Annotated in this window: 21 protein-coding genes and 1 pseudogene; 13 read left to right on the top strand and 9 right to left on the bottom strand. The window is 70.0% G+C overall.

The genetic code is table 11. The features are described 5' to 3' along the window. Window positions 1-170: 170 nt before the first annotated feature. Window positions 171-2,831 (bottom strand): hypothetical protein, encoded by a 2,661-nt coding sequence (locus ACGFYP_RS26635; RefSeq protein WP_393498378.1) that lies wholly within the window; start codon window positions 2,829-2,831, stop codon window positions 171-173. A gap of 188 nt (window positions 2,832-3,019) precedes the next feature. Between ACGFYP_RS26635 and ACGFYP_RS26630 the strand changes: the two genes are divergently transcribed. Beyond that, window positions 3,020-3,586, top strand: a complete 567-nt coding sequence (locus ACGFYP_RS26630) for a hypothetical protein (RefSeq protein ID WP_393498375.1) — start codon at window positions 3,020-3,022, stop codon at window positions 3,584-3,586. Window positions 3,587-3,803: 217 nt separating this feature from the next. On the opposite strand, the gene ACGFYP_RS26625 is transcribed toward ACGFYP_RS26630, so the two are convergent. Continuing rightward, the gene (locus ACGFYP_RS26625; protein WP_393498372.1) at window positions 3,804-4,340 is read right to left on the bottom strand and encodes a hypothetical protein; all 537 of its coding nucleotides are present in this window, start codon (window positions 4,338-4,340) and stop codon (window positions 3,804-3,806) included. 24 nt (window positions 4,341-4,364) lie between these two features. On the opposite strand from ACGFYP_RS26625, the gene ACGFYP_RS26620 reads away from it, so the two are divergent. Continuing rightward, on the top strand, window positions 4,365-5,327 hold the full coding sequence (locus tag ACGFYP_RS26620) for a helix-turn-helix domain-containing protein (RefSeq protein ID WP_393498369.1): 963 nt from the start codon (window positions 4,365-4,367) through the stop codon (window positions 5,325-5,327). A 21-nt stretch (window positions 5,328-5,348) separates the two neighbouring features. Here ACGFYP_RS26620 and ACGFYP_RS26615 read toward each other — a convergent pair whose 3' ends face one another. The 6 genes from ACGFYP_RS26615 to ACGFYP_RS26590 all read right to left on the bottom strand — a co-directional run bounded on the left by ACGFYP_RS26615 (window position 5,349) and on the right by ACGFYP_RS26590 (window position 12,212). Further along, a complete protein-coding gene (locus tag ACGFYP_RS26615) occupies window positions 5,349-7,085 on the bottom strand; it encodes a type IV secretory system conjugative DNA transfer family protein (RefSeq protein WP_393498366.1) in 1,737 nt (578 codons plus the stop codon). A 39-nt stretch (window positions 7,086-7,124) separates the two neighbouring features. Further along, a complete protein-coding gene (locus tag ACGFYP_RS26610; protein WP_393498363.1) occupies window positions 7,125-9,254 on the bottom strand; it encodes a peptidoglycan DD-metalloendopeptidase family protein in 2,130 nt (709 codons plus the stop codon). Window positions 9,255-9,260: 6 nt separating this feature from the next. Continuing rightward, on the bottom strand, window positions 9,261-9,953 hold the full coding sequence (locus ACGFYP_RS26605) for a hypothetical protein (protein WP_393498360.1): 693 nt from the start codon (window positions 9,951-9,953) through the stop codon (window positions 9,261-9,263). A 290-nt stretch (window positions 9,954-10,243) separates the two neighbouring features. Beyond that, a complete protein-coding gene (locus ACGFYP_RS26600) occupies window positions 10,244-11,029 on the bottom strand; it encodes a DUF4913 domain-containing protein (protein WP_393498357.1) in 786 nt (261 codons plus the stop codon). Next, window positions 11,026-11,652 carry a hypothetical protein gene (locus ACGFYP_RS26595; RefSeq protein WP_393498354.1) on the bottom strand — a complete coding sequence of 209 codons (627 nt, stop codon included), beginning with the start codon at window positions 11,650-11,652 and terminating at the stop codon, window positions 11,026-11,028. Before ACGFYP_RS26595 ends, ACGFYP_RS26600 begins: the two co-directional genes overlap by 4 nt. Before the next feature lie 14 nt (window positions 11,653-11,666). Next, window positions 11,667-12,212, bottom strand: a complete 546-nt coding sequence (locus ACGFYP_RS26590; RefSeq protein ID WP_393498352.1) for a hypothetical protein — start codon at window positions 12,210-12,212, stop codon at window positions 11,667-11,669. A gap of 291 nt (window positions 12,213-12,503) precedes the next feature. Between ACGFYP_RS26590 and ACGFYP_RS26585 the strand changes: the two genes are divergently transcribed. The 10 genes and pseudogenes from ACGFYP_RS26585 to ACGFYP_RS26540 all read left to right on the top strand — a co-directional run bounded on the left by ACGFYP_RS26585 (window position 12,504) and on the right by ACGFYP_RS26540 (window position 23,481). Further along, window positions 12,504-14,192 carry a conjugal transfer protein gene (locus ACGFYP_RS26585; RefSeq protein ID WP_393498349.1) on the top strand — a complete coding sequence of 563 codons (1,689 nt, stop codon included), beginning with the start codon at window positions 12,504-12,506 and terminating at the stop codon, window positions 14,190-14,192. 24 nt (window positions 14,193-14,216) lie between these two features. Then, window positions 14,217-14,546: a TrbC/VirB2 family protein gene (locus tag ACGFYP_RS26580; RefSeq protein ID WP_393498423.1), complete on the top strand. Its 330-nt coding sequence runs from the start codon at window positions 14,217-14,219 to the stop codon at window positions 14,544-14,546. A gap of 73 nt (window positions 14,547-14,619) precedes the next feature. Next, on the top strand, window positions 14,620-15,189 hold the full coding sequence (locus ACGFYP_RS26575; protein WP_361965801.1) for a hypothetical protein: 570 nt from the start codon (window positions 14,620-14,622) through the stop codon (window positions 15,187-15,189). Between the two features lie 7 nt (window positions 15,190-15,196). Beyond that, on the top strand, window positions 15,197-18,208 hold the full coding sequence (locus ACGFYP_RS26570) for an ATP-binding protein (protein ID WP_393498345.1): 3,012 nt from the start codon (window positions 15,197-15,199) through the stop codon (window positions 18,206-18,208). Window positions 18,209-18,250: 42 nt separating this feature from the next. Continuing rightward, window positions 18,251-18,790: a hypothetical protein gene (locus ACGFYP_RS26565; RefSeq protein WP_393498343.1), complete on the top strand. Its 540-nt coding sequence runs from the start codon at window positions 18,251-18,253 to the stop codon at window positions 18,788-18,790. A gap of 160 nt (window positions 18,791-18,950) precedes the next feature. Next, the gene (locus ACGFYP_RS26560) at window positions 18,951-21,080 is read left to right on the top strand and encodes a hypothetical protein (protein ID WP_393498341.1); all 2,130 of its coding nucleotides are present in this window, start codon (window positions 18,951-18,953) and stop codon (window positions 21,078-21,080) included. 11 nt (window positions 21,081-21,091) lie between these two features. Then, a complete protein-coding gene (locus tag ACGFYP_RS26555; RefSeq protein ID WP_393498338.1) occupies window positions 21,092-21,706 on the top strand; it encodes a hypothetical protein in 615 nt (204 codons plus the stop codon). A gap of 115 nt (window positions 21,707-21,821) precedes the next feature. Next, window positions 21,822-22,058, top strand: a pseudogene (locus ACGFYP_RS26550) (hypothetical protein); the annotation flags it as partial. Between the two features lie 384 nt (window positions 22,059-22,442). Continuing rightward, a complete protein-coding gene (locus ACGFYP_RS26545; RefSeq protein ID WP_393498426.1) occupies window positions 22,443-23,228 on the top strand; it encodes a hypothetical protein in 786 nt (261 codons plus the stop codon). A gap of 13 nt (window positions 23,229-23,241) precedes the next feature. Then, the gene (locus ACGFYP_RS26540; protein ID WP_361668352.1) at window positions 23,242-23,481 is read left to right on the top strand and encodes a hypothetical protein; all 240 of its coding nucleotides are present in this window, start codon (window positions 23,242-23,244) and stop codon (window positions 23,479-23,481) included. On the opposite strand, the gene ACGFYP_RS26535 is transcribed toward ACGFYP_RS26540, so the two are convergent. Continuing rightward, complete coding sequence (locus tag ACGFYP_RS26535) at window positions 23,478-24,608, bottom strand: threonine synthase (protein ID WP_393498334.1); 1,131 nt, start codon at window positions 24,606-24,608, stop codon at window positions 23,478-23,480. The genes ACGFYP_RS26540 and ACGFYP_RS26535 overlap by 4 nt on opposite strands. Window positions 24,609-24,786: 178 nt before the next feature. Here ACGFYP_RS26535 and ACGFYP_RS26530 point away from each other — a divergent pair, with 178 nt between their 5' ends. Next, on the top strand, window positions 24,787-26,364 hold the full coding sequence (locus ACGFYP_RS26530) for a S8 family serine peptidase (RefSeq protein WP_361965789.1): 1,578 nt from the start codon (window positions 24,787-24,789) through the stop codon (window positions 26,362-26,364). The last annotated feature ends 77 nt before the right edge of the window (window positions 26,365-26,441 follow it).

The following is a 26,441-nucleotide window of genomic DNA, read 5'->3' as shown; positions in this document are numbered from 1 at the left end:
GCGACTGCCGATGGGTGATGGCGCCTCGGGCTGCGGGACTGGGTACGGACGAGGGTCCGGGGGTGGGTTCCGGGGTCGGTTCCGGGGTGGTTCAGGTCGTTCCAGGTCCAGGGGGAGCGTCCGCTCGAACCCGGCGTACGGCTGATCGGCGAATCTCCGGCCACCTCTCGTCAGTCACCCAGACCGGGCCCCCGGTTGGGCCCTGGGCGGTGGTGGTCCGGGGGCGACTGCTGGGGCTGGGGCTGGGGCTGGGTGGGGGCGGGCCTGCTCGGCCTGCGGGTCTGGGGGATGCCCACCTGCCACTGGTGCCCGGGGCGCGGCTCTTGGGGGGCCGGTGCCGGCGCAGGCTGCTTCGGGATCTCGGGCGCGGCCTCCCGCTGGGGCGTCGTGGGCGTGAGAGTGGGCGTGAGGGTGGGTGCGGACCCGGGTGTGGGTGAGGGCGTGGTGGCGGACTCCGCTGCCGTCTCCGGGCCCGGCCGCTTCCAGCGGTCCGGGACGTCGGGCCTTCGCCGTACGGCGTTGGCGTCCCCGGCCTGTTCCGCCGCCGCGGCGCGCGCCCGGAGCGCGCTCTGCCGGGCGATGGGGGAGAAGCCGGGCGCGGCGTTGCCGGTCTCGGCCGGCAGTGCGCGGGCGCCCATCCGGTTCAGTTCTCCCTGCAGGCCGAGCTCAGGGGGGAACACCTCGCGCGGAAGCTGCCAGGAGGCTGCTCCGTCCACGTCCACGCGGTGTTCCCGGCCGTTCTCGGTACGGAACGTGAGCCCGTAGCCGATGTACTGGTCGTCCTTGTCGAACATCAGGTCGCCGCTGACCGCCCCGCCGTTGTCCCGGACGTTGTCGGCCAGTTCCTGTACGGCGGGCGGGAGCGGGTTGGTGCGGCCGAGACTGGAGACGAACCCGTCGCCTTCGAGGGCTCCCGGCTCATTGGTCCCCCTGAGCACGTAGGGGAGCCGGAACGAAGCCTGCCCGTTCCCGTCCCGGACCGTTTCGATGGCACCCACGTCCGCTTCGATGAAGGTCAGACGGTCCTCGAAGTCCTTGCGCATCTGCGGGTACTGCACCTGGTGCATCAACGCGCCCGGTGGTCGTCCGCCGATGATGGTCACCTTCGCGTCAGGGTTGCTCGTCAGGATGATCTCCGCGTTGGCGACCCCCGTGCCGCCCGAACCGGCGACGATCCAGAACTCGGCGTCCCCCGCGTCGAAGCGGTTCTCGGCGACCTCGTCACCCATCAGCGCCCGCCCGGGTGCGGCCTCCCGAGCGGCCTCCCACTGCTCGGTGGCTTCGAGGGCGGTGAAGCAGCTGTGCATGCGCGCGGTGGGGGCGCCTTCTGCAAGACCTTCGAAGAGGGCTTCCCGTAGCTGGGGGGAGTTCAGCTCATGGAGGACCGTCGCGGCGCCGGATCCGTTCCGTTCGCCTGCGGTGAGCCGCTCGCGAAGTTCGTGTACTCCGGCGACACCCTGCTCCTCGAGCGTGTGGAGCCGCTCGCTGATCAGCCGTACGGCCTCGCTGCGGCTCTCCACGCCAGGCACGTCGGCGGTGTCGCGAACGATCCCGGGGACCACCTCAGGCGTCAGGCCGGTCGCGATGCGGGGAGTTCCGTCGACAGCCACCCACAGAGGGGCTCCATCGCGTTCGTTGCGGTCCCGATCGAACGGCCGTACCTCGGCCCAAAGGTCACCGCTCTCGCTGATCCTCAGCAGTGCGCGGCCGTTCACCACGTCTCCCTGGGTGGCCAGTTGGTCCTCCCAGAGCCGTACCGCGTCGATGGAGATCCGGTCGCCGGGCTTCCTGACGGCCTGGTACGGATCGACGCCCATCCACTGCGCCAGGTCCCTGTCCTGGTCCGCCGACTGCACGATCCCGTCACCGGGGTCCAGGTGCCACCGGCCCACGCCGTCCACGAGCAGGGCGCTCGGGTCCAGCCCGGTCAGGCTCGCGCCACCGCCGATCACGACCTGGCGGGGCGGGAACTGCTGGGCCGCGTTCTGGTTCTCCAGCGCCTGGACGGTCCGGTCACTCACCTGCGCGCGGTACTCCGCCCACTGCTGGGCGGCCGTTTCCAACTGCTCGCGGGGGAGCGGCACCCCGTTCTGGTCGTAGCCCGGCATGGGCATGGTCACCTCGCGACGCCCGATGAACGCCTCGACCTGCCGCTGCGCGACGAGCGCCGCCTCCCGGGAGGCTTGGAGGGCGGCGGCGTCGGTGGGGGCGAGTTGTTCTATGGGGCGGGCGAGCTCGCGGAGGAGATCCTTGGCCTCGACGGACAGGTGGCCCCTCGAGGCGAAGTGCCGGGCCCGTGCCGCTTCGCCTTCGGACTCGTGCGCCTCAAGATCGTTCATCGGCGCGATCGGCCGGAGGCCGCATTGATCAAGGTAGGCGGACATCTCCGCACGTGCCGCAGTCCGCTGCTGCTCCGGAAGCGTCGCGTCAGCGGCGAGGCCGGCAAGCCAGTTCAGTTCGCCGATGCGTCCGTGGTCCTGACTGGACAGCTCGGGCCGCTCGCCGATCTCTGCCCCTTGTTCCAGAAGGCTCTGGCGTACGGGCGCCATTCCTTGGCTGGACCGGTCTCGTACGGCGATCAGTTCACCGAGCTCGTGGGCGAGGATCCGGGGTAGATGCTCCTGGGGGAGTCGGTCGGACATGTGCAGGCTGTAGTGGTTCGACGTCGTGTTCGTCGCCGTCTCGGCGATGGTGCCCGTCACCATCGGAACGGCATCGATCAGGATGTTCGCCGACTGCCCTTGGATGTCCTTGAGGACGAAGATTTCCCGCCCGCGGACCTGTTTCCTGTCCAGCGAAGCGAACCGTTCGCCCAAGACTGCGGCTGCCACTGTCGCCAGCTCACTCGCGGCGGCGTCCACCAGCGCTGCCTGACGGGCACTCCACTCCAACCCGTCGGCCCGTTCGGAATCCGATGGCAGTACGTCCGCCGGCAACCGGGGATCGGCCGACCTGTCCATGCGATGCTCCCCCGTACTCTTCCTCTACGCATTCAACGAACAGCCCGTAGAATCATGCCATGTTGACTGCGCGTTCGTCGTTCGAAGCACATCTGTACATGGATCTGCATCACTGTCCGTCGTGCGGTTCTGGCGACTTCGATCGCCGGCATCGGCTGGAGCAGCAGGGTGATGACTTCGTGGCGGTGTACGAGGGTGCTTGCGGGCAGTGTGGGACGAATCGGCGTTTCGAGTTCCGGATGGCCGAGGAAGTTCCCCCGCCGCCACCCGCTTTCGGTGGGGCTCAGCCGTCGCAGATCATCGACCCCGGGGAATTCGAGGAGGTCGCGTTCCGTATTTCTGAGTCTGCCGGCATCCAGCTTCTCAACACTCCGAAGTCCGAGCGCTACAAGCTGCGTGATGCGGTGGCATATGCGGTTTCGGCGTTCGAGGAGATGCTGAAGTTCTTGCCCCCGGGAGAGGACGCCATTCCCGCCAGTGCGTTCACCTCTGAGGTGGGCAAGGCCCGCTACCGTCGTGAACCGCGTAACTTCGGTCGCAGGATGCTGGAGATGAACGTTCAGCAAGCCCGCGAGGTCCTCGCCGACGTCGACAGGGCCGGCCGTCCCCCTCATGACTCGAATTGAGCCTGGCGCCGTACGCTCGGTCCGCACTCGATTGTTGCTGCTTAGTGGTCGGCTCCGGAAGTCCTTCGGGCGTTGACTCTGACGTCGGCTTCGTCCCGTACTCGGGGTAACTGTCGAGTGTTGATGGCACGCTGGAAGCCCCCTGGCGATCTGAGGCTCTCCGAAACCTGCCCGTCGGACTCCTCAGCTGTGGGCCGCTCGCGTCCGTGGGTTCGGGTCAGTGATGCGGTGTCGTCCGGCTGCGGTAGGAGTGCGCAGCGATGAGAAGGCCAATTCCCCAGACCAAGAACTGTGGGATCCCGTAGGCAACGATCCACCGGCTGAAGATGCCGGGGGCGTTCCATTGAATGACGGTCAGGATGGCGGCCCAGACGGTGTAGAGAAGCAGGAGAGCCGCGACCGTGAAGGCCGTGGAGGCCAGTATCCGTGGCGGGACCCTGCGTCCGGCCACAAGCGGCACCCAACTCGGGAACACAAGCCCCCACGGCCGGACCAGGCTCAACGCCAGGACGCCAGCCATCACGGCCATCCCACTGAGCACGAACAGGTAGGGACCGCCGCCGACGGCGTACCAGTCGCGAAACTTGTTCTTGTCGACCCACAGCGGAATGCCGAGTGCCCACACCAAGTGCAACGGGATGAAGCCTACAGTCGCGGAGAACGCAGAGGCGTACGCGGCCCTCACGGCCCGCCGTGAGGGCCGCGGAATATCGGCTACTGCGGGTTCGGGGCGTAGAACGGCGGCCTTGGACATGAACGGACCCTCCTGGAACAGGCAATGAATAACGCGCTCACGTCGCACTGTTCCAGAGGCCCGCCGACCACCACATCCGCGCTCAGGTTGACGACCACTCATGCCCGAGAGCGACTCCGGCGTGGGCTTCCTCCCCCACGGAGGGGAGACCATCGGCAGGCCTGTTCGCAGTTGTCCCAGGCATCTGGCCGCCGTCTTGATTGCGCGGCGTGTCGCGTGGGCTGGTCTCGTCCGAGGCGTCAGGCTGCGGTTCGCCGTGATCTACTTCTCTTGATTGGCCTGTCTGCCATGCCTGTTGCCGCCCGCCCGATATCTCCGACGGCCGCCGAGCAGCACAGGTTGAAGAAGGCGGCCTGGGGCCACAAGACACCCCACCAGCTACGGCAACGCGCTCACATCGTGCTGCTGGCGGCGCATGGGCGCTCGAATGCCGCCATCGCCGCAGAAATGGGCGTGCACCCGGACACCGTCCGCCGCTGGCGCGGCCGGTGCGCCGACCAGCGACTACCAGGTCTGGCCGACCGCAAGCGATCCGGCCGGCCTCGCTCCTTCACTGCCTTGCAGCGAGCTGAGGCCAAGGTGCTGGCCTGCCAGCTCCCCGCCGAGACCGGAGTACCGCTGTCGCGCTGGTCATGCTCGGAACTGGCGGCCGAACTGACCGCGCGCGGGATCACCGGCACCATCTCGGCGTCCACCGTGCGCCGCTGGCTGCACCGGGACGCACTCAAGCCCTGGCAGCACCGCTCGTGGATCTTCATCACCGACCCGCGCTTCCGCGACAAGGCTGAGCGCGGCCCGATACCGGCGCGATCCGGGCAACTTCGATCGCGACATCCTGGAGATGAATGTCCGGCAAGCGCGCGCCGTGCTCGACGACATCGACGAAGTCAGCCGGCCCCCGCACACCCCCCAATAGCCGAAAGCGGCGAGGCCCCTGTGCCCCGCCGCTCTCTCCGTATCAACCGATCCGTAACAGCTGATTCGTGACAACCGATCCGTGACAACCGGTCAGCGCCTCGCGCCCGGGTCGTACTTGGCCAAGGAGGCCTGGACCGAGGGGGCGTAGGGGCCTTCCCACCAGGGGATCGTTTCCACCAGGACCGGCTTCGTGCCCGAGGCCAGGACCAGGGCTCGGCCGGGGGGCATGGAGCCGAGGTCCGAGACGTGGAGGACGCGTTCGCGGCGGACGGACTCGTTGACCGTGCGGTTGCCCGACCATGAGCCGTGTTCCGACTCTCGGGTCGTGGAGTAGTCGCGGTGTTCGTACTCGCCCGCCAGGTCCGAGAGGTCGCCCAGGAAGCGGGTGTCCGAGACGCCGCCGCCGTACACGCGGATGTTCGCGGCCGACCACAGCTTCTCCATGCCGCGGTCGCCCCACACCTCGACCCCCTGCGCCCAGGACTGCAGGATCGTCATGAGGATGATGCCGCGCGAGCCGTAGTGCGAGTACAGGTCGGGCAGGGCCCGCCAGCGGCAGACGTTCGCCGCCTCGTCCAGGACGCCGACCAGGGGCTGCGGGAGGCGGCCGCCGCGCTGGGTGGTCGCGTACTCCTCGGCCGCCTCGACCGTCGCCACCGTCAGGGCCGTCACCAGGGGGCCCGCCGAGTCCGTGCCCTCGCGGGAGAGGGAGTACAGGGTGCTGGGGCTGCGGACGAACTCGTGCGGGTTGAACTGCGGGCGGGTGTCGTCCGGGCCGAGCGGGGTGACCCACTTGTTGATCTCGGGGTTGATCAGGCAGGACGCCATCTGCTGGGCCACGCCGTAGATGCCGCTGCGCTGCTTGTCGGGCGCGGTGATGACGCCGTTCAGGGCGTCGGCCGGCATCGTGTGGCCCGCGCCGCGCAGGATGCGCTCCGGGGTGTCGTCCTTGGGGTTGGAGAGCCAGGTGTAGATCTGGGTGACGGGGGCGTTTCCGGTGGCCGCGGCGAGGAGCAGGTTGGCGAGCAGGTCCTGGCCGGCCGGGTCGAAGAACGCGTCCGTCGAGGCGTTCGGGTCGCGCGAGCCCGACGCGAAGTGGTCGGCGAGCTTGCGGGCCTTGGCGACGTCCGTGACGTACGAGAGCGGGTTCCACCACCACGCCGGCGGCTCCGTCGCCACCTGCTGCGGGTCGAACACCCAGACCTGGCCGACGGCCTGGCGCGGGCCGCGCGTGGCGTCGACGATGTCCCGCTTGTTGGACGTCACGAGGACCGCGCCCGGGCCGTCGAGGATCGCCGGGATGGCGCGCCGCGTGGTCTTACCCGTACGCGGACCCCAGATGTCGACGTGCATGTCCTCGAAGGAACCGAAGAGCGGCTGCTTGCCCTTGACCGAACGGCCGATGAAGACGCCGGGGACGCGGCTCATCACGCCCAGGCGCTCGGCGATGGCCGCCGCGCCCTTCATCGTGAGCTTGCCCAGCTGCTCGCCCTTGGCCAGGTGGTGGGCGGCCGCGTCGACGTCCGGCTTCTTCTTCGCGCGCTGGCGCAGGCGGTAGCCCGCCAGGATCAGGATGCCCAGCAGGACCGCTTCGCCCGCCGCCACCGCGCTCGCCGCGCTGCCCGGCCACTCGTAGTCGCCCTTCGCGAGGGCCACCGCGAACGAGAAGGGGTTGCCGGGCGGAGTCGGCGCGTCGTCGAAGGACGCGCCGAGGTGTGCGGCGCCCCACGCGCCGCACAGCACGACCAGGACGACGGCGACGAGACCGGCTATCTCGTACGTCCAGTCGTTCTCCGCGCGCGGTTTCTTCTTCTGCTCAGCGGACATCTCTCTCAGACCTTCCTTGGGTCACGCAGGTCACGCAGGTCACGCATGCTCGTTGCCGTTGGCCTCGCCCGGGTCGGTGCCGGCCGGGATCGGAACCCGGTACACGCCCGTGATCTTGTCCTGGACGTCCCAGGTGCTGAACTCGACGTTCTTGCCGGGGCGCGGAGCGTGCAGGATCTTCTTGCCCTTCGGGTCCCAGACGAGCCCGACGTGCTCCGAGCCCCTGGGGCCGGGCCGGAAGAAGATCACGTCGCCGGGCTGAGCCTCGCTGAGGTCGACCTTGTACGCGGCGAGCTTCTTCTCCTGCTCGTACGTCACGACCCCGATGTTGATCTTGCCGCCGCTCGCCTGGTAGTACGCCCACTGCGTGAGGCTGGAGCAGTCGAACGATACGGGGTTGTCGCCCTGGAGGCGCGGCGCGCCCCACACGTACGGGAGGCCGACGCCCCGCTGCGCCCAGCCGAGCGCCGCGCGGACCACCGGGTTGTCGGAGTCGGGCAGGACGCCCGTGATGCCCGCGTTGTCGGGCGCGACCGGGGTGCCGCCGCTGCCCTCGGCGCAGTTGGCGTAGTCGGCGTCCCGCCCGTCGCCGTTGTCGCCGCCCGGCACACTGCCGTAGTCGGGGTTGGCGGTGATCTTGCCGTTCAGCCAGTCCTGGGGGTCGACCATGCCGGGGCCGTTGTCCTGGCCGCCGACGAACGGGTTGTCGACGCCGGGGACCCGGACCTCCCAGTGCAGGTGCGGTCCGCTGGTGTTGCCGGTCATGCCGACGGCACCGATCTGGTCACCGCGCTTGACCTGGTCGCCGACCTTGACGTCGAACCGGGACTGGTGGGCGTACTGCGTGATGACGCCGTTCGCGTGCTGGATGTGGGTCTCGTTGCCGTACGCGCCGCCGGAGCCGGCCTTCACGATCTTGCCGTCGGCCGGGGCGTAGATCCCCGTCCCGACGGAGGCCCTGAGGTCGAGGCCGGTGTGGTAGCCGAGGCTCCACATGCCGCCGCTCTGCTTGTACTTGGCGCCGAGCGTGTACGTGCCGTCCTTCAGCGGCCACTGCCAGTCCTTGCCGGTCGCGGGGCCGGTCGGGTCGTCGGGCTTGGCGGGAGCGAGAGGCGCGGCGGCGAGAGAGAGCGGGACGACGTCGGAGCCGCCCTGGGCGTCCTGGAGGCGGTACGAGGCGGCCATCGCCTGCGTGGTCGTCCCGCCGTCACCCGGCAGCGGCGGCGTGGACCAGGAGCGGGCCGGGGACGTCGAGATGCTGAGGGCCGTGTTCGGGTCGGCGTTGTTGCCGACGGGCTCCGGGATGTCCGACTGCTGGCCGAGCGTCGGGAAGGCGGGGTTCTTGTCGACCGTCGTCTTGAGGTGCGCGTACCACTTCTTGATCAGGTCCTGGTCGCCGGTCAGGGGGCCGCGGTAGCGGGCGGCCTGCGTCAGGACGACACGCATGTAGATCGTGTTGCTCGGGCGGGAACCCGAGTAGCGCATCAGCGCCTTCCAGGCGTTGGTCTCCGCCTTCATGGCGTGCAGGAAGTTGGCGGCGGCGAAGGCCGCGTCGTCGACGTTGTAGAGGTCCTTCACGCCGTCGCCGTTGCCGTCGGCGCCGTAGTCGTGCCAGGCCGGCTTGCCGAACTGGAGGATGCCCATGTACCCGGCGCTGTTCTTGCCGCCGGGCGCCGCGGACGGGTCCTGCCCGTACTTGGTCTCCTGGTACATCTGTCCGGCGATGAGCGTCCAGTCGAGCCCGTCGTAGCGGGCGGCCGCACGCATGGCGGCGAGGATCATCTTCGGGGGTATCTCGTGCCGGGCCGTCTCGCTCGGCATGTACATCTTGCCCGCAGGCATGATCGGCGAAGTGGCGGCCGCGTCACCGGTGTTGCCGGCCTGCGCGTTGTCGCTGTAGTCACCGCAGGCCGCCTGCGCCCCACCGCCGCCGAGTCCGCCGACCAGTCCGCCGATCATGACGAGGACGACGAAGCCGACGCCGCCGATCGGCAGCGCCCCGCCGGCCCCGAGGAGCAGCAACCACTTGAGGTTGCTCTTCTTCTGTTCGCCGGGGCCCTGTCCGCCGCCGCCTCCGCGCGCGGTCTGGGCGGCGTCCTTGGCGGCCTTCGCGGCCTTGGCGACCTTGGCGGCCTTGGCGGCGGCCGCGAGAACGGCAGGAGCAACCATCGGTGCCTACCCTCCCGCCTGGTCGGACGCGCCCACGTCGCCGAGTCCGAAGATCGAGACCGAGGACACCCGCCACGTGCCGCCGCTGTCGCCGCGGACCGTCACGAGCCAGGAGTTGGTCTCCGTGCCGGAGTTACGGCCGTCCTCGCTCCGGGTCGCCGTGACCTCGACCAGGCTGGAGAGCGTACGGCCCCCACCGCGGACGAGATCGTCGGCGACCATCGCGTCGCGGAGCACCTTCGCCGTGCCGCGCGAGGCGCACTTGGCGGCCACGCAGGTGTCCCAGGCCTTGCCGGTGGGCAGGGCCGTGTCCTGCTTCAGCTGGGGGTCGTTGGTGGTGAGCGCGAGCAGGGGCGTGGCCCATGCGGAGCTCTTGTCGGTGTGCGTGTACGTGTTGATGCCGGCCATGTAGTCGGTCATCAACTTGTGCGCCTCGGCGGCCTCGGCCTGCGAGAGGATGGGCGCGACCGCGCCCGCGCCGGACGCGTTGCCGTTCGAGGGCTTGCCGTCCGTGCCGGCCGTGCCGCCGCCGGAACTCCCCTCGGGGGCCGTGCTGGTGGACGGGTTCCCGGACGCGTCGTCCGAGGTGTCGTCGTCCCCGTCGAAGACGGTCAGCACCACGAGGGCGCCGACCATCAGGAGCCCCAATATCGCCAGGGCGAGTGCCGCAGTTCGCTTGTTCTCGGCGGGTGACTCCACCGTCCCGGGCCTCCCTCAGTCAGGTTGCCGAGACACGGTAGGGGGAGAGAGGTGCTGGGGACCGCATGTTTTCCCCGGCGAGGAAAGTGGGGGAATGGGTGAGGAAAGAAGGGGAATCGGGGGCGGGTCGGGCAGGTGGGGAGGGGTGTGGCGAAGTGGTGCAGGCCTGGGTGAAGGATCATCACGGACTCTTCAGGACCGACTCTTCAGGGGGCGGTCCCTCCGGACCCCCGGCTCCGGACCCCCGGCTCCGGGCTCCCGGCTCCGGACCACGGCTCCGGACTCCGTACTCAGACCAGCGGGTCCTGGCTCGCGTCGTACGGCTCCACGGGCAGGGGATCGAAGGGGTAGGCCGTGTGCCCGTCCTTGGGCGAACACGCGGCGAACGGCCCCATGTCCGGGTCCAGGAGCACCCGCAGGTGCGGGTCCGCGTGGTGCAGCCACCAGGTGGACATGCCGGTGCCGGGCTCCTGCCGCAGGTACTCCCACGCCAGCCAGAGAGCGGTCAGCCGCGCACCGGCCTCGGGGTGCGCCCACCAGCGGGGACACCAGGTGGCGGACGAGCCGTTGATGCGGCGGCGCAGCATCTGGGAGAGGTACTCGGTGACGAAGACGAAGACGTCCGCGTAGAGGAACTCGGGCTCACCGCCCTCCTCCGTCACCTCCGCCGACGTCTGGGAGTACTCCGCTTGCTGGACCGCATGCTGCTGGGGCGGCTGCGGGGGCTGCGCGGGCTGCGAGACCGGCGCAGCGGGCTGGTTGAGCATCGGGAAGGCGGCCAGCAGCTGGGCCGTGGCATCGCCGCGGTGACGCAGTTCGGCGAGGACCATGCCGCTCAGCTCGGCCTGGGCGTTCGTATCGGCCATCGGGTCCCCGGTCGCGCGAGCGCCGAGCAGGCGGGCCTTCCACAGGTGCAGTTGATGGCTGTGGTGCGCTTCCTCGTGGGAGGACCGGGCTCCGGCCAGGAAGAACGTCAGGTTCCGGTGCATGGACTCCCAGGCCTGGGAGTCCGCGAGGAGGACCACCTGCTGTGCCGTGGCCTGGGCCAGGAGGGTGTGGTCGGTGTCGCTGGTCATGAGGTCTCCGAAGACTCGGGCGGTGCCCAGAGGTTGAGCGTCAGGGCGGAGCCGCCGGGCCTGGTCGTGGTCCGGGTCGCGGGGTGGATCGACTGGTGCAGCACGACCCACGGCCGCCCCACCTCGTCCTCGGCCGGCTTCCAGTGCGCCAGCGCGTGAGGACTGCGGTGCTCGAGCCGGTAGGACCCGTCCGCCCAGTACGAGCGGTCCGGGGGCTCGGGGAAGTCCGGCGCGTTCCACGACCCCGACCAGGTGGGGGTGCCCAGGACGGATTCGACGGCCTTCACGTGGAGCGGCCAGTCCTGTGTGGCGCGGGTCAGGACCGCGTCGTTCTCGGTCGGATCGCCTGCCCTTGTGCGCCACGCGTCATGGACCACCCTCCGGACCCGGAAGAGGGTGTCCATCTCGATGGTGAGATGTGCGCCCGTACGGGTCCGTACGGGGACGCTTCCGCGTTCGTGAACGGGGACGTCGTACTCCCAGCCGTACCCCTCGAACAGCCTGTGGAATTCCGGCCCCCCGAGCTGCGGCAGCCCCTGCCACAGCCCGGGCCAGTCGACCGCCAACTCGTCCTTCAGCTCGGCGACCAGGTCCTGAGGGGTTCGCCCCGTGTCTGTCGGCATCGTTCGTGTCCCTGTCAGGTGAGGAAGATGCCGAGGAGCAGCAGCGCCACCACCACGCCGCCCATGATGTAGCGGGCCTTGGGGTCCTCGCTCTCCCAGAGCTCGTGGACGACCGCCCAGCCTGTGAGGCGGGCGGCGCGGCCCTCGTGGAGGCTGGCGGCGGAGGACGCGTCGGGGCGGTCCTCGTCCGCCGGGCCGCCGACGGCGTCCGGGTCGTCCGGGTCGAGGTCGCCGGTGATGCCCTGCTGCTCCTGGGCCACCATCACCAGGCCCTCGAGGAGTTCCGGCATCGTGTTCGGGGTGAGGGGGTACGCGACGGTGCCGAACTCGGTCTGGAGGACGAGGCGCGACTGCCAGGGGTTGCCGGGTTCGTAGCCGTCGATCCAGGCGTGCTGGGCGTCGTACGACGGCACAGCGGGCGCGGCCGGCGCGACGGGCGCGACGGGCGCCGCCGGCTCGGCCGGCGTGGCCGGTGTGACGGGTGCGTACTGCTGGGGCGGCGCCGCTGCCGCCTGGGCGGCAGGTGCGGGGTGCTGAGGTCCTGCGGTCTGGTCGCTCAACTCTCGTCCTTGGAAGGTCGGGGACGCTTCGGCGCGCCCGGCGGCGCGTGGCCAACCCCCGCATTGTGCCGAGCCCGCCCGAGGGCCGGGTCTTCTTGAGTCCCGGGGGCACGTCACCACTCCCGTCCGGATTCCTCGACTTTCCTCGGCCGCGTGCCTCCTTTTCCTCGATGGGGAAAACGAGGCGTTGTTGTCCCCTCCGTTTGCCACACTGCCCTCCGCACCTGAGCTCACCAGGGCCCGCCGCGCCCGATCGGCGGCCGGGATCACACGCGGGGGGAGATCGAGCCGATGACGGACCACAACAGCCCTGCCGGCGGCAACGGCGGGAATCAACCACCCGTGCAGCCCGAGCAGTTCGGGCCGCCGAACATGGCCGCCGGGCAGCAGCAGCCGCCGCAGCCGCAACAGCAGCAGCAGCCTCAGCAGGCCCAGCAGGTGCCGCCGCAGGCGCCCGGGCCGTACGGCTACCCGGCCCCGGCTGCCCAGGGCCCCGCGCCCGCCCAGCAGCCGCCGATGGCTTCCGAGGCCGCGCGTGCCCAGGTGGCCGCCGCCTGGACGCGGCGTGCCCCGCAGGCCGCCGTGCCGCCGGGCGAAGCCGCCGTACCGACTCTTCCGCCGCGCCAGAGCACTGCCCCGGGCGCTGCGGGTTCGAGCAAGAAGGACCGGCGCGAGCAGGCGAAGGCCGAGCGGAAGGCCGCGTACGAGGCGAAGAAGGCCCAGCGGGAGAGCCGTAAACGCGGCGGAGCCCCGGCGGCCGCGCCCGCGCCGGTCGGAGTCTCGGCCACGCACGCCCCCACCGGTACCGCCTCCACCGGCACCGCCCCCGCGCGCCCCTCCGCCGGTTCCTCCTTCGACGTCCCCCGGCCCGGTGGCCGGCTGCCGGCGACGGGCCGCGGTACCCACGTCGCCCTCCGCGCCACCCTGCTCTTCACCACCTGCGCCTTCGCGCTCGGTTCGTGCGGGGTCGTCGGCCTGGCGATCGGCAAGTCCTCCACCGCGCCGACGGCCGCGCTCGACAAGAAGGACGTCCAGAAGTACCGGCTCACCGAGTTCCCGACCCGGTCCGCCGCGACCTTCGCGGAGAAGTACGCGACGCTCTGTCTGACGTACGACGCCAAGACGGCCGACCAGCGGCGCGAGGAGCTCGCCCGCTACACGACCGCAGGCGTGGACCGCGAGTGCGGCTGGAACGGTCAGGGCACGCAGACCGTCACGGGCGCCGCCTGGGACGGCAGCATCGAGGACCTGCCCGAGTACGGGAAGAACGGCCGCTACCTCGGCGTCCAGGTCACGCTCTCGACCGGGCGCGTCACCACCGTCTCCGTACCGGTGTACGTGGCGAACACCGTCTCCGGCTCGGGGCTGCGGGTCGTCGGCAACGTCGGCGAGATGCCGCTGCCCGGCCGGGGCACCGCACCCGAGGTCGACCGTGACTCCGAGATCGTCGACGACGCCCTCTCGGACCAGCTCAAGGAGAAGGTCCTCCAGGGCTACTTCATCGCCTGGGGTGCCTCCGACACCACCTCGATGTCCCGCTTCACGACCACCGACGCCACTGCAGCCGCCACCTCCGGGCTCGCCGGCGCGCTGTCGGCGCCCCAGGTCGAGACGGTCGAGGCGCTCGCCCCGGCCGGTACGGACGACAACGAGACGATCACGTACAAGTACGGGCAGTCCGTGCCGGTACGGGTCACGGTCGTCTGGGGCGGGGCCCGTGCCGAGGGCGGTACCGGTGAGGCAGCCACGACCGAGGTCAAGCGCTCGTACCGGGTGACGGTCGTGAACACCGCTCAGGGCTGGTTCATCAAGGACGTCCGTGGCGCCGTCCTCGACCCGGCGGGCGGACGCGGCGACGGCGAGGAGCCGAGCGCCACCCCGTCCCCGGGTGCAACCGGTACCGGTACGCCGCCGCCCGCCACGGGCGCGGCCAAGCCGCCCACGAACAAACCCGCCACGAAGCCGTCCGGCAAGTCCTGACGGAGGCCCGGCGGTTCCGGGTCCCTGTCCGTCTTCGCCTTCCCGGCTTTTCTTCTCACCACCCCCAGATCGAAAGGACACTTCATGTACCTGGCAGCGACCACGCTGGAGGGCATGTTCGGCGAGATCCAGGACATCCTCCGCACCATCGGAACGATGGTCGCGGTGATCGCCCTGCTCATCCTCGGCATCCGCATGCTGATGTCGATGAAGCGCGGTGACGGTATGCGCGAGGCCTTCCAGGGCTTCGGCATGATCGCGCTCGCCGCTCTGATCATCGGTGGCGCGACCGGCCTCGCCGGCGTCCTGATCAGCCTCGGCGGTCAGATCGGTGGCGGTGGCGGCGGCAACTGAGCCACGCGGCCGGGACCGTGGCGTCCCGGCCCTCGGAGAGGCCGAGGCCGTCGAGAGAGAGGGGGAGTGACCGATGGCGCAGAACGTACAGGGCGAGCCGGAGCCGATGGTCGCGTACGACCACACGGATCTGCTCAACCGGCCCAAGCGCATCTGGAACTGGGGCAACATCCCGCTTCCCGGCCTGCTGCTGCCCGCGCTCGGCGCGGCCTTCGGCTTCGGTGTGGTGTGGATGGTGGCCCTGCTCTCCCTCTCCGCCTTCGTGCCCTTCCTGGGCATGTCGATGCTGACGTCGGTGCTCTACTTCGGGCCGCCCTTCGGCGTCTACTTCATCTGGGGCCGGCCGCTCCCCTCCGCCCTGACCCTCAGCCAGCAGCTGGTGGTCTGGGCCGACTACTGGTGGCAGCCGAAGCGGCTGCAGGGCCTGGCCGCGGACCGTGAGCCGGAGGAGCTGCACTGGCAGGTCATCCTCTGGCAGCCGGGTTCGCGGCGCTGGCAGCAGAGTTACGAGCAGGCGCTCGCCGAGGCGGCGGCGCACGGTTCGTCGTACGCCGGTACGGGCCCGGTGATCCCCGCGCCCGGCACGGCTGCCCACGGGTCCCTGGCGAACACCGCCGTACCTTCCTCCGAGACTGCGGGATGACTCCTCCATGTTCATGATGATCCTTCTGGGCGGGGCGGTCGCCTTCTTCGTGATCGCCATGATCATGGCCGCCAGCTCCTCCAAGGCCAAGGCCGCAGGCGGCAACCAGGGCGGCGGGAAGCAGGGCTCCGGCTCACGCGGCTCCGGCTCCGGCAACCGCGGGCGGTCGCAGAGCGACCGCGAGCAGGCCCGCCGCGAAGAGATGCGGCTGCCGTACCGCTACGCCGACGACATGATCTTCGTCCACGGCGACTCGGTGTGGACCGGCATCGTCCTGCCGACCTCCATCGACGAGTACCTCAACGCCACCGAGCTCCAGGCCATGGCCGAGGCCCCGGCCCGTGCGCTGCTCAACCTCGCGCGCGGTGACCGGAACGTCGAGTGCCACTACCGCAAGGTGTACCGGCCGATCACCGCCGTCGGCTGGGCCGAGGAGCTCAACGCCGTCGCCTGGGACCCGACCGAGAACTACAAGGCGTACAACTTCCGCAAGGCCGAGTACCAGGAGCGCATCGGTGCGATGCGCGAGCGGAACATCCTGCTGGTCAAGCTGGGTTCGCTGAAGCGCGGTTCCAACGACGGCAGTGGAGTGCTGCCCGGCGGCGACGACCCGGTCGAGGAGCTGGCGCTGTCCCGTGCCCTGACCGGTGCGGCGGACAAGGCGGCGGCCGGCGCGACCGGTGTCCACGGTGAGTACCTGTCGCCGGGTCTGCTGGCCCAGTGGACGCAGGTCGCGCGTGAGGTGCACGAGAGCCTGGAGAGCCTCGGCGGTACGCCGCTGGCCCGCGAGGAGCTGGTCTGGCTGATCCGCAAGCCGCTCCACGGCGACCTGCCGGTGCCGCCCGAGCCGGTGCTCGGCTCGCGGTCGTGGGGGCCGGACCAGTTCGACCTGGTGGTCGACTTCTCCGGCGAGAACCGTAAGACGCACATCGTGCTGCACCAGTACGACGAGGTCACGGGCGAGAAGCACACCAGCTACACGACGACGCTCGTCGCCGCCAACTGGCCGACGGAGACCCGCTTCCGCCAGTCCACGGCGTGGGCGCGGTACGCGTCGCAGAACGTGGAGTTCCCCGTCGAGATCGACATGCGCTTCACCCTCATCCCGTACATGAGGTTCAAGGACCGCGCCGGAAAGATCAGCGGCAACCTCGTCGACGAGATGAACGACATGGCCAACTCGGGCCGTTCGCCCGACACCCGGCTCGCCAACCAGGTCACCCGCGCCCAGCACCTCGTCGACGACATCGAGGAGCACAAGATGCCGGGGATGGAGGCGCAGATCCGTTTCACCGTCTCTGCGTCCGACCCGGCGGAGCTGGAGCGGCGGCGCCGCATCCTGGAGATGCAGTTCAAGCAGGACCTGAAGGTGACGCTGCTGCGTCCGACGCGCCAGCAGTGGCGGCTGCTCCAGTCGCAGCTGCCGGGCAACGCGCCGAAGCTGCCGATCGCGCCGTACCTGCGGCTGCAGGAGGTGGAGCAGCTCGGCGCCGGGCTGCCGACGGCCGGCACGGAGCTGGGCGACAACCCCGAGCAGCGCTCGGGCAAGAAGCTCGGCTGGGTGGGCAACCTGGTCGGCTGGGCGGGCAAGATGCCGGTCCACTACTCGCTGCACGTCGGCCCCGCCCGTAACGACGGCGGTGGCCTCGCCATCGTCGGCGCGTCCGGTGGTGGAAAGTCCTCGCTGGCGCTGCAGAAGTTCTACGAGGAGTCCGAGTCGGGCGTCCGCTGCCTGGTCATCGACCCGAAGACGGACTTCGCGCAGCTCTGCTACTACCTCGGCTACGGCGCCCAGGTGAACGACCCCGAGTTCGCGGCGGACGCGGAGCGGGGTGTGCTGGGGACGCCGGAGAGCCGGTTCCAGCCGGTGAACCCGGAGTTCTGGGCGGAGACGGAGGTCGTCGACCTCCTCAAGGGCCAGGCCGGTGTGCTGGACCCGTGGGTGATCGCCCGCGACGTGCCGTCGGGCCGGCTGCTGGCCGAGTCGATGCTCCGGGGCTTCCTCGGCGACGAGGACTACCAGCGCGTACGACTGCCCGTCATCGAGGCGATGGCGACGGTCGTCGGTTGGTACAACTCGGCGATGCGGCAGGCGACGGAGCAGGGCCTGAGCGCCCGCGACGCCGAACAGCGGGTGCCGAGGCCGACGCTGTGGAGCGTCGTCGACGAGGTGGTACGGGCGTACGACCACGCGCTCGCGACGAACGACCGCGAGGCGGCCAAGGACCTGAAGCTCGCGCAGATGCTGCTCACGGAGCTGCGGACGCTGCCGTACGCGCGACTGGCGTTCGCGGAGACGCCGCAGACCCTGTCGGCGATGCGCAAGCGCCGTACGGTCATCACGCTGCGAGGCTTCCAGTCGCCGGCGGCCTCCGACCCGCGCAACTGGAACCCGGCCGAGCGGCTCGCGGCGACGGCGCTGATGGCGGTCGTGGAGCTGGGCAGCCAGATGCTCGACGTCGGGTACGAGAAGAACCCGGTGACGGGCGAGATCGGTCTGCGCCCGAAGGCGCTGTTCGTCGACGAGGCGTACGTCGTCACGGCGACGGAGAGCGGCCGGGACCTGATGCGACGGGCGCTGAAGCAGGGCCGTTCGTACCTGGCGGTGACGGTACTGATCACCCAGCAGGCCATCGACCTGGTCCAGATCGAGGACTCCGAGGCCCGGAGCGGTGGCGCGAACCAGATCCACACGGTGTTCGCGTTCAAGCAGAAGTCCGCGCAGGAGGCGTCCCTGGTGGCGCCGCTCCTCGGCCGCCCGGAGTCGGACGCGAAGGTGGTGGCCGCCCTCCAGGAGCTGCGTACCGGTGTCTGCCTCCAGCGGGACGCGGACAAGCGGGTGGGGACGGTGGCGGTGGACCTGGTCTTCAAGGAGATCCTCGCGGCCACGGACACCAACGGCACGACCCGCCCGTCGCGCCAGGGCGTGAACCCTCCGCTGAGCGTCTGGGACTGGACGTTCCTGCAGGAGGCGAACGACCCGTCGCCGACCCCGTCCCAGGCCACGGCCACGGTCTGACCAACCCGGCCCACCCCCGAACCGACCCAAGGAGAAACCCTCATGCGCCTGACCAAGACCGTCGCAGCCGGAGCCGTCGCGCTGAGTGCGCTCGTGACCCTGACGGGGTGCGGCGGCAACGACAACCCCACGGACGACCTGGGGCTCCCGGAGGCGAGCGACATGACCTCGCTTCAGAAGGTCGTCGAGGACCGGGGAGTGTCCTGCACCGAGCTCCAGACAACATCGAGCGGCGCGGTCGAGGAGATGGAGAAAGAGGCGAAGGACCCTGCCTGGTCCATCAAGGAACGCGGGATCTGCAAGGGGGCGCCCGGCGAGTGGATCGTTCTGCTGTCCATCGACGACATGTCGAAGTTCCAGACGGCCCTCAGCCAAGCACAGGCGAAGGGGCAGGGGGACGCTTTCCTGGTCGGAAAGAACTTCGCGATCGCGCCTCAGGAGGAAGACACCGTGGCGGCGCTGATGCAGGGCGGTCTGCTCATGATGTCCTGCGACCCCAAGCATCGTGAGGGCATCCCCAGCGGATCCAAGGTCCACGAGGCCCAGGTCAAGCCCTGCTTCCTGACTGACCGCATCTCCTAGCAGCGGATCTGCACCCGTCTCCATGTCGTGAATCTCCGGAAGGAAACCGATACCCGTGCGTCGTAGGGCCACGTCACGTGGAGCCATCGCCGATGCTCCTTCACTGCGCCATCGGGTGCGCGGGGCCGGGCGGATCGTCAGGACTGGCCTCTTCCTGGTCATGGCGCTGTTCGCGCTGACCATGGCCGCGCCCGGCACCGCGCACGCGGACTTCACATGCCAGTTCACGGGCGACGACGACTATGAGATGGACTCGCCGGGTGCCAACGGCGAGGGGATCTTCCCCGCGGTCAACCAGTGGACCGACGGCACGCAAGCCAAGAGTCTCAGTGAGAACACCGGCATGGTCACCGGAGCGGTGAACATGCCGAAGGATCCTGAGAAGTACACGATGTACGAGCTCAACGGCGTGCGGGGGCTGAACTGGTCAGGGACGCAGCGGGGAATCGAGGATGCCTCTCAGACGGACTCGCGATGGGATGCCAGCGGCGCCGACAATTGCTCGATCATGGACATGGTCAACAACGGGATCGCGAACATGGTCTTCGACGGGACCAAGCTCCTGACCCGTGTGGCCATCTCCATCAAGGAGGCCGCGTCCAACCCGAGTCCCCTCAGCGGCCTGTACGAGGGGCGCGACACCGTCGTGAACACCCTCAAGCAGAACGTGTTCATTCCTGCCGTACCCGTCATGGTCATGCTCACCGGCCTCTGGGTGTTCACCAAGTGGCGCCAACAACAGATGCGCGAGGTCTGGTCGGGTGTCGGCTGGGCTTCGCTCACGACCATCGCCGTAGTGGCCCTGCTGACGGGCAGCAATTACGACAAGGTCATCAGAGAAGCCGACTCGAGTATCGCCCAAGCCAATGCGTTCCTCACCGAAGCGGCGCTCAGCGGAGCAGGCGGAACCATGGAGCCTCCCTGCGATCTGCCGGCCGGTGAGAAGCCCAATCGAGGTCTCCGCACGTCGAGCTGCGCGATGTACGACACCCTGGCCTTCAGGCCGTGGGCACTCGGCCAGTTCGGTTCAGGCGGGACCAACTGCATCTTCAGGAAGGACGGGGGCGAGGTTGTCAATGGCGAATGCAAGCCCGCCGACCCCGGAGAAGACTGCTACTGGGGCTTGGGTGCCCGCTGTGAGGACGTGCGGGTGCGTCAGTTGGTCTCCCAGTCCATGACGAACAAGGATGTGTTCCCCGAGAAGAACCGGGGGGACATCAACAAATACAAGGGCGAGTGGTACGACGTTCGGCAGGACATGGCTGGTGGGGAGGGTGCGAATGACGCGAAGAAGAACCAGGCCATCTACCCCGTGGCATTCGAGGAATGGGCAGGGAAGAACGCCGGCAGTCGCGTCGGCATCGCCTTCTACTCCCTCATAGCCGCCCTGATCGTCGGCCTAATGGTCATCGTGCTCAGCGCGCTCACCCTGCTGTGGCATGCCGTCACACTCATCTTGATCATCCTGCTGCCGTTGATCGCGACGCTCGGTATCCACCCGTCCCAGCAGAAGCTGCTCAAGGGCTGGCTGCAGACGTTCATCCACAGCTTCGTACTGCGGGCCGGCTTCGGAATCATCCTGACCGTGCTGTTGGTGCTCTACCAGATGATCCTGCCCGCCCGGATCTCCCTGGGTATGCAGCTCCTGATGCTCCTCCTCGTCACGGTCGCCGTCGTGATGATGCTGAAGAAGCTCATCGCCGGGAACTTCAGCCCGCAGATAGCCGGCGCCGCCGACCTCGGCATCGGGGACATGCCGGGTGCGGTCACCGGGAAGGCCGGCTCGATGATCGGGGCGGCCGGAAGCACTGTGAAGTCCACGACGGGGCGGGTCGCCTCCGCTGCAGGCGCCGAGGCTACGCGCAACTTCGACAAGAAGGTGCTCGGGGGACGGCTGCAGAAGGGTGGCTGGATCGGGGACTCCAAGCGCCAGCAGCGGAAGGACGGCATCGAGGCGCGCGAGGCCTCGCGGAGGCAGCAACGCCCCGACGCCAACCCTTCGCAGCAGGGGCAGGGAGAGGCCGCACCTTCCGGAGAAGGCGCACCGCAGCAGCAGGCCCCCCGCCGCACCGGCCGCGTCAGCCAGGGCAGTACCCCTCCGGCCGCAGCCACGGCGCCCACCGCCACACCCGCTCCGGCGCCCGCCCCCGTGCCGCAGCAGCCCGAGGCGCCCCGCCCCCCGCGGGTTCAGCCGCCGCAGCAGCCCGTGGTGCAGCCGCCCGCGCAGACGCAGCCGCCGCAGTTGCCGCCGCAGCAGCCGCCGCGTGACGGCAACCGGATGCCCCGATAGGAGGACCGTTCATGTCACGATTCGACTCGGTCGCCGGGGCTCTGCGCCGGCTCGTCCGGCAGGAGAAGAGCGACGCGTGGGCTGTGAAGCTCCTGCCCCGCGTCGTCCTCGGGATCGCGGGCGCGTACACGCTCTTCATCCTGGCCTCCTCCAGCATGAGCTCGTTGATCACGATCAGCGCGCTGATCGTTCTCGGGCTGGTCGTGTTCCTGTTGCGCCGCCGCGGTCAGTTGCTGCTTGCGGTCGGGTCGACGGTCGTGACCGCCGCGTTCGCCGGGTACCTGGCGGCCGTGGGGGACATCGCACGAGGTACTTCGTCCGGACTGCTCAGCGGGCAGGCCGTGTTCGGGTACTGGGCGCTCGCCGGGATGGCGCTGCTCGGGGCATGGGTGGTCAAGGAGCATCCCGGGCGGCGCGGGGTCACCGTCGTGTTCGCCGATGTCGTGATCCTGCTGGTGGCCGCGGTGGGCACGGTCGTCCCCGCGGCCGCCGTGCCGCTCGGTTTCGCGGGCATCGTCGCCGTGCTCATGTTGCGAGGTGGTGGCGGCGCGGCCGCCGGCCGTCTGGTGCGCCGCGTGCTGCGACGGTCCACGCCCGACGCCAAGGCGAAGAGCAAGCGGGCCTGATGCCGGGTCAAGGAGTTTTGGAGCAACTCGGTTACGGTTTGGAACAGCTTTGCGGTCGCCATTTGCACTGCTCTAGAGTCCCCAGGTATCAAAAATTGCCACGGGGGGCACTTTCATGGTCACAACCGCTCGCAGGACCCTTCCCTCACCAGCCATATCCACCGGAGCCGGCGCCGGCACCGCTTCCCTGCCCTGCCACCGCCGACCGGATATTTTCCGCCATCCCCTTCTGGAGAACCCGCCCGTCGCCGCCGCCGAGCTGCCCCTGCAGGGTCGGCGCGTCCAGGCGCTCGCGCACGCGGCGCGGCAGCTCTGCGCCTCCTGCCCGCTCCGGCAGGAGTGCCTGCGGGACGCCGTCCTCCGCCCGGATCCGGGCGGGTACCTCGCCGGGACCACCGAGCAGGACCGGCGGCTCATCCGCCGTCGGCTCGGCATCGGTACGCCGCAGGGGGACCTGACCACACCCGTCGACCTCCGGCACCGTGCCGCCGAACTGGCCGCCGTACTCGACGCTTTCGCGCCACTGCACGCGACCGCACTGCACGCGACCGGTCACGCGACCGCACTGCACGCGACCGGTCACGCGACCGCACAGCACGGCGCCGGTCACGCTGCCGCACAGCACGCGGCCGGTCATGTGGCCGGTCAGTCGGCGCGGCCCGCGCGCTGGCCCGCCCGTTCAGGTCCCCGGCCCGTGATTCCACCCCAGAAGACACACCACGTAGCAGAGGTATCCATGGCGGTTCCGGCAGGCGAACGGATCACCTTCGCTCTCGACGATCCCGTTCTCGCCGTGCGGAAGGGCGTCCTCGCGCCGCTGCTGCACGCCGCGCTCCCCGCCGTCGAAGCCACCGAGCAGCTCGCCGGGATGCTGGCACACGTGCCGTCCGCCGGGCTGACGCCCGAGCTCGCCGAGGCCTGCCGGCGCGCGCGTGGCTGCCTGGAGACCTGGCGCGCCGAGAACGGCGAGGACGCGTCCCGGCTTCCGGCGGACACCGGGCTCGTCGGCTCGGTCAGCGTCGAGCTGGCGACCAGCGACCCGATCACCGCCCTGCGTCAGGACCTTTTCGAGCCACTGCTGCGCCGGGTCTCGGAGTCGATCGTCCGTATCGAGGCGGTCATGTCGGTCCTCGACGGACCGGACCGTACCGACGGGACGACTCCGACGGACCTGCGGGTCGCCCTGCGCGAACTCGCCGTCCGCATCGAGGCGTACGAGGCTGTCGCGCCCGCCACCACCGCCGTCCCGCGCCTGCGCGCCGTGGACAGCGGGGACGCGGTCGTACGTCCCTTCCTGCCCACCACGAGCCTGCGCCAGGCCGTGGACCGGGCGGTCGCGTCGTTCCCCGGCCCGTTCACGGCCCGCGACGTCCTGCTCGCGCTGCCTCCTGAGGTCTTCCAGGAGTCGGCCAAGTCGATCAGCAACGTTCTCTCCGCCCTGGTGAAGTCCGGGCGGCTGCGGCGCGTGTCCCGGGGTACGTACACCATGGATCCCGAGCACCCCCTTGCCGCGCACTCCTGAAAGGACCCCAGTCGTGCAGCCCACGCCCCCGGCGGCCGAAGTCCGCATCTTCTCTCCCAACGCGGGCCTGATCGACGGAGTTCCCGTCACCGCGCCTCCGTACGGCGACATACAGGAGGTCGTCATCTCGATCCTCCAGCAGCGCGCCCAGCAGTTCGGCGCCCCGGCCGCCGCCTCCATCACCGACGACCGGTACGGCGGCGCGATCCGTCTGCTCATCCACCCGGACGGCACCACGGAAGCCCTGGACTAGGGCCTGTCCGTACGGGCAGGGCTCAGCCCCGTCTTCGCCCCCGCCCCGCACAGCGGCAGCACCGTGAGGCCCGACCGGGCGGGTGTCGCGCGGACCGCTGCCCAGCAGGCGACGCCCGTCGACTCGACGAAGAGGCCACGTCGGGCCAGGTCGACCTGGGCGGAGTGGAGTTGGTCCTCCGTCACGGTCAGGAAGGTGCCGCCCGTCGCCCGTACCGCCCGGAGGATCTGGGCGGCGCGCGGTGGGTTCGGGATCGCGATGCCCTCCGCGAGGGTGGGGCGTGCGGGGGCCGGCTCCAGGAGGGCGTCGGCGCCCGCTTCGAAGGCCCGCGCCAGCGGAGCCACCGCCTCCGCCTGGACGGCGATCAGCGCGGGGCGCGTGTCGATCAGGCCGTGACCGTACAGCTCCTCGACGGCCAGGGCCGCGCCCAGGAGGAGCGTGCCGTTGCCGACCGGGACGACGAGCGTGTCCGGGAGGCGGCCGCCGAGGTCCTCCCAGAGTTCGTACACGTACGTCTTCGTCCCGTGCAGGAAGTGCGGGTTGTACACGTGCGAGGCGTAGAAGGTGCCCGGCTCGTCGGCGGCCGCGCGGGCCGCCCGCGCCGTCGCCTCGCGGTCGCCGGGCACGACGGTCAGCCGTGCTCCGTGCGCCCGGATCTGCTCCAGCTTCTTGGCGGACGTGCCCTGCGGTACGTAGACGACGCAGTCGAGGCCCGCCCGCGCGCAGTACGCGGCGATCGCCGTGCCCGCGTTGCCGCTGCTGTCGGCGAGGACGCGGTCCGGAGCGAGCCGGCGCGCGAGCTCGGCGAGCATGACCGCGCCCCGGTCCTTGAAGGACAACGTCGGCATGAGGAAGTCCAGTTTGGCCGAAACGTCCTCGGTCAGCGGGATCAGGGGCGTGCGGCCTTCCCCGAGGGTCACCTCCGGGGCGCCCGTCGCCAGGGGCAGCGCTTCCTTGTAACGCCACAATGAATTCACGCGTGACGCAAGGGACGTGAGTGAAACGGGGGCGCTCGTGAATTCGAGGTCCCACGGGCCCCGGCACCGCGGACAGCACCAGGTGAGGGCGTCGGCGGGGGCGTGAATCCGGCATCGGGGGCACACGTAGGCCGTCATGGGCGCCAGCATGGCAGCTGTGTGGCACACGTGTTACGGGGCGCTCAGGACTCTTGTGTGATTCCTATGGATCCGTCAATCTTTCGCTCGGCGGCCGGATGTACGAAGCGGCTTGGACACTTCACGTCGCTTTGTCATGCGCCTGCCATACCCCCACAGCAGCGCACCACCTATGAGGAGGATCCCTCACATGTCAGTGATGCGTGACTCGCGGCGCAGACTCGCCGCGGCCAGCGCCATAGCCGTCGCCGCCCTGGCTCTCGGCACCGCCGCCACCTTCCCGGCCACCGCGGCCGAGGCGGCTCCCGAAGGCGTGATCCAGAACGCCGGAGCCCCCGGCACGATCGCGGGCAGCTACATCGTCACCCTGAAGGAGTCCGCCCCGGCGGAGACCTCGAAGGGCCGGGCGGTCGCGGCCAAGCACGGCGCGACGATCAAGAAGACGTACACCGCGGCGCTCAACGGCTACAACGTCGAGCTCTCCGAGGCGCAGGCGAAGAAGCTCGCCGGCGACCCGTCGGTCGCCTCCGTCGTGCAGAACCGCGTCTTCACGGTCGACGGCACGCAGCCCTCCCCGCCGTCCTGGGGCCTGGACCGCATCGACCAGCGGGCCCTCCCGCTGAACCAGAGCTACACCTACCCGGACAGCGCGGGCCAGGGCGTGACGGCGTACATCATCGACACCGGTGTCCGCATCTCGCACAGCGACTTCGGCGGCCGGGCGTTCAACGGCTACGACGCCATCGACAACGACAACGTGGCCCAGGACGGCCACGGCCACGGCACGCACGTCGCCGGCACCGTCGCGGGATCCTCCTACGGTGTCGCCAAGAAGGCCAAGATCGTCGGCGTCCGCGTGCTCAACAACCAGGGCTCCGGCACGACCGCCCAGGTCGTCGCCGGCATCGACTGGGTCACGCAGAACGCCGTGAAGCCGGCCGTCGCCAACATGAGCCTCGGCGGTGGCGTCGACACCGCCCTCGACACGGCCGTGCGCAACTCGATCGCCTCCGGCGTCACCTACGCCGTGGCGGCGGGCAACGACAACTCCAACGCCTCCAACTACTCGCCGGCGCGGGTCTCCGAGGCCATCACGGTCGGCTCCACGACCAACACCGACGCCCGCTCCAGCTTCTCCAACTACGGCAGCGTGCTGGACATCTTCGCCCCGGGCTCGTCGATCACCTCGTCCTGGAACACGAACGACACCGCCACCAACACCATCTCCGGTACGTCGATGGCCACCCCGCACGTCGCGGGCGCCGCCGCCGTCTACCTCGCCGACAACCCGTCGGCCACGCCGGCCCAGGTGTCGACGGCCCTGACCGGCGCCGCCACCCCGAACGTGGTCGGCAACCCCGGCAGCGGCTCGCCGAACCGCCTGCTCTTCGTCGGTGGCGGCGGCACCACCCCGCCGCCCGGCAAGAAGTTCGAGAACACCGCGGACTTCGCCATCAACGACAACTCGACCGTCGAGTCCCCGGTCACCGTCAGCGGCGTCACGGGCAACGCCCCCGCCGCCCTGCAGGTGCCCGTGAACATCGTCCACACGTACATCGGTGACCTCCAGGTCCAGCTGATCGCCCCCGACGGCTCGGCGTACACGCTGAAGGGCTTCGGCACCGGCGGCAGCTCCGACAACATCAACACCACGTACACCGTCAACGCCTCCTCGGAGGTCGCGAACGGCACGTGGAAGCTGCGGGTCACGGACAACGCGAACATCGACACCGGAAAGATCGACTCCTGGGCGCTTCAGTTCCCGTGAGCACGGACAGGGACTGACAAGGACTGACCAGGGATGACTACTGGGGGCGGTCGCCGGCTTCGGCGACCGCCCTCTCG

Origin of the sequence: Streptomyces sp. NPDC048370 (assembly GCF_043200825.1) — a bacterium.
In the GTDB taxonomy this organism is placed as follows: Bacteria; Actinomycetota; Actinomycetes; order Streptomycetales; family Streptomycetaceae; genus Streptomyces.
The sequence above is the reverse complement of the archived record's forward strand: the minus strand, read 5'-3'. Positions and strand labels throughout refer to the sequence as shown.

Excerpts from the sequence above, each read along its gene's own strand:
- ACGFYP_RS26535 (WP_393498334.1), bottom strand. The coding sequence starts at position 24,608 with ATGCTGGCGCCCATGACGGCCTACGTGTGCCCCCGATGCCGGATTCAC.
- ACGFYP_RS26625 (WP_393498372.1), bottom strand. The coding sequence starts at position 4,340 with ATGTCCAAGGCCGCCGTTCTACGCCCCGAACCCGCAGTAGCCGATATT.
- ACGFYP_RS26545 (WP_393498426.1), top strand. The coding sequence starts at position 22,443 with ATGGCGGTTCCGGCAGGCGAACGGATCACCTTCGCTCTCGACGATCCC.
- ACGFYP_RS26600 (WP_393498357.1), bottom strand. The coding sequence starts at position 11,029 with ATGACCAGCGACACCGACCACACCCTCCTGGCCCAGGCCACGGCACAG.
- ACGFYP_RS26565 (WP_393498343.1), top strand. The coding sequence starts at position 18,251 with ATGCGCCTGACCAAGACCGTCGCAGCCGGAGCCGTCGCGCTGAGTGCG.
- ACGFYP_RS26530 (WP_361965789.1), top strand. The coding sequence starts at position 24,787 with ATGTCAGTGATGCGTGACTCGCGGCGCAGACTCGCCGCGGCCAGCGCC.
- ACGFYP_RS26575 (WP_361965801.1), top strand. The coding sequence starts at position 14,620 with ATGGCGCAGAACGTACAGGGCGAGCCGGAGCCGATGGTCGCGTACGAC.
- ACGFYP_RS26620 (WP_393498369.1), top strand. The coding sequence starts at position 4,365 with ATGAATAACGCGCTCACGTCGCACTGTTCCAGAGGCCCGCCGACCACC.
- ACGFYP_RS26555 (WP_393498338.1), top strand. The coding sequence starts at position 21,092 with ATGTCACGATTCGACTCGGTCGCCGGGGCTCTGCGCCGGCTCGTCCGG.
- ACGFYP_RS26615 (WP_393498366.1), bottom strand. The coding sequence starts at position 7,085 with ATGTCCGCTGAGCAGAAGAAGAAACCGCGCGCGGAGAACGACTGGACG.
- ACGFYP_RS26560 (WP_393498341.1), top strand. The coding sequence starts at position 18,951 with ATGGCGCTGTTCGCGCTGACCATGGCCGCGCCCGGCACCGCGCACGCG.
- ACGFYP_RS26570 (WP_393498345.1), top strand. The coding sequence starts at position 15,197 with ATGTTCATGATGATCCTTCTGGGCGGGGCGGTCGCCTTCTTCGTGATC.
- ACGFYP_RS26595 (WP_393498354.1), bottom strand. The coding sequence starts at position 11,652 with ATGCCGACAGACACGGGGCGAACCCCTCAGGACCTGGTCGCCGAGCTG.
- ACGFYP_RS26630 (WP_393498375.1), top strand. The coding sequence starts at position 3,020 with ATGTTGACTGCGCGTTCGTCGTTCGAAGCACATCTGTACATGGATCTG.
- ACGFYP_RS26610 (WP_393498363.1), bottom strand. The coding sequence starts at position 9,254 with ATGGTTGCTCCTGCCGTTCTCGCGGCCGCCGCCAAGGCCGCCAAGGTC.
- ACGFYP_RS26585 (WP_393498349.1), top strand. The coding sequence starts at position 12,504 with ATGACGGACCACAACAGCCCTGCCGGCGGCAACGGCGGGAATCAACCA.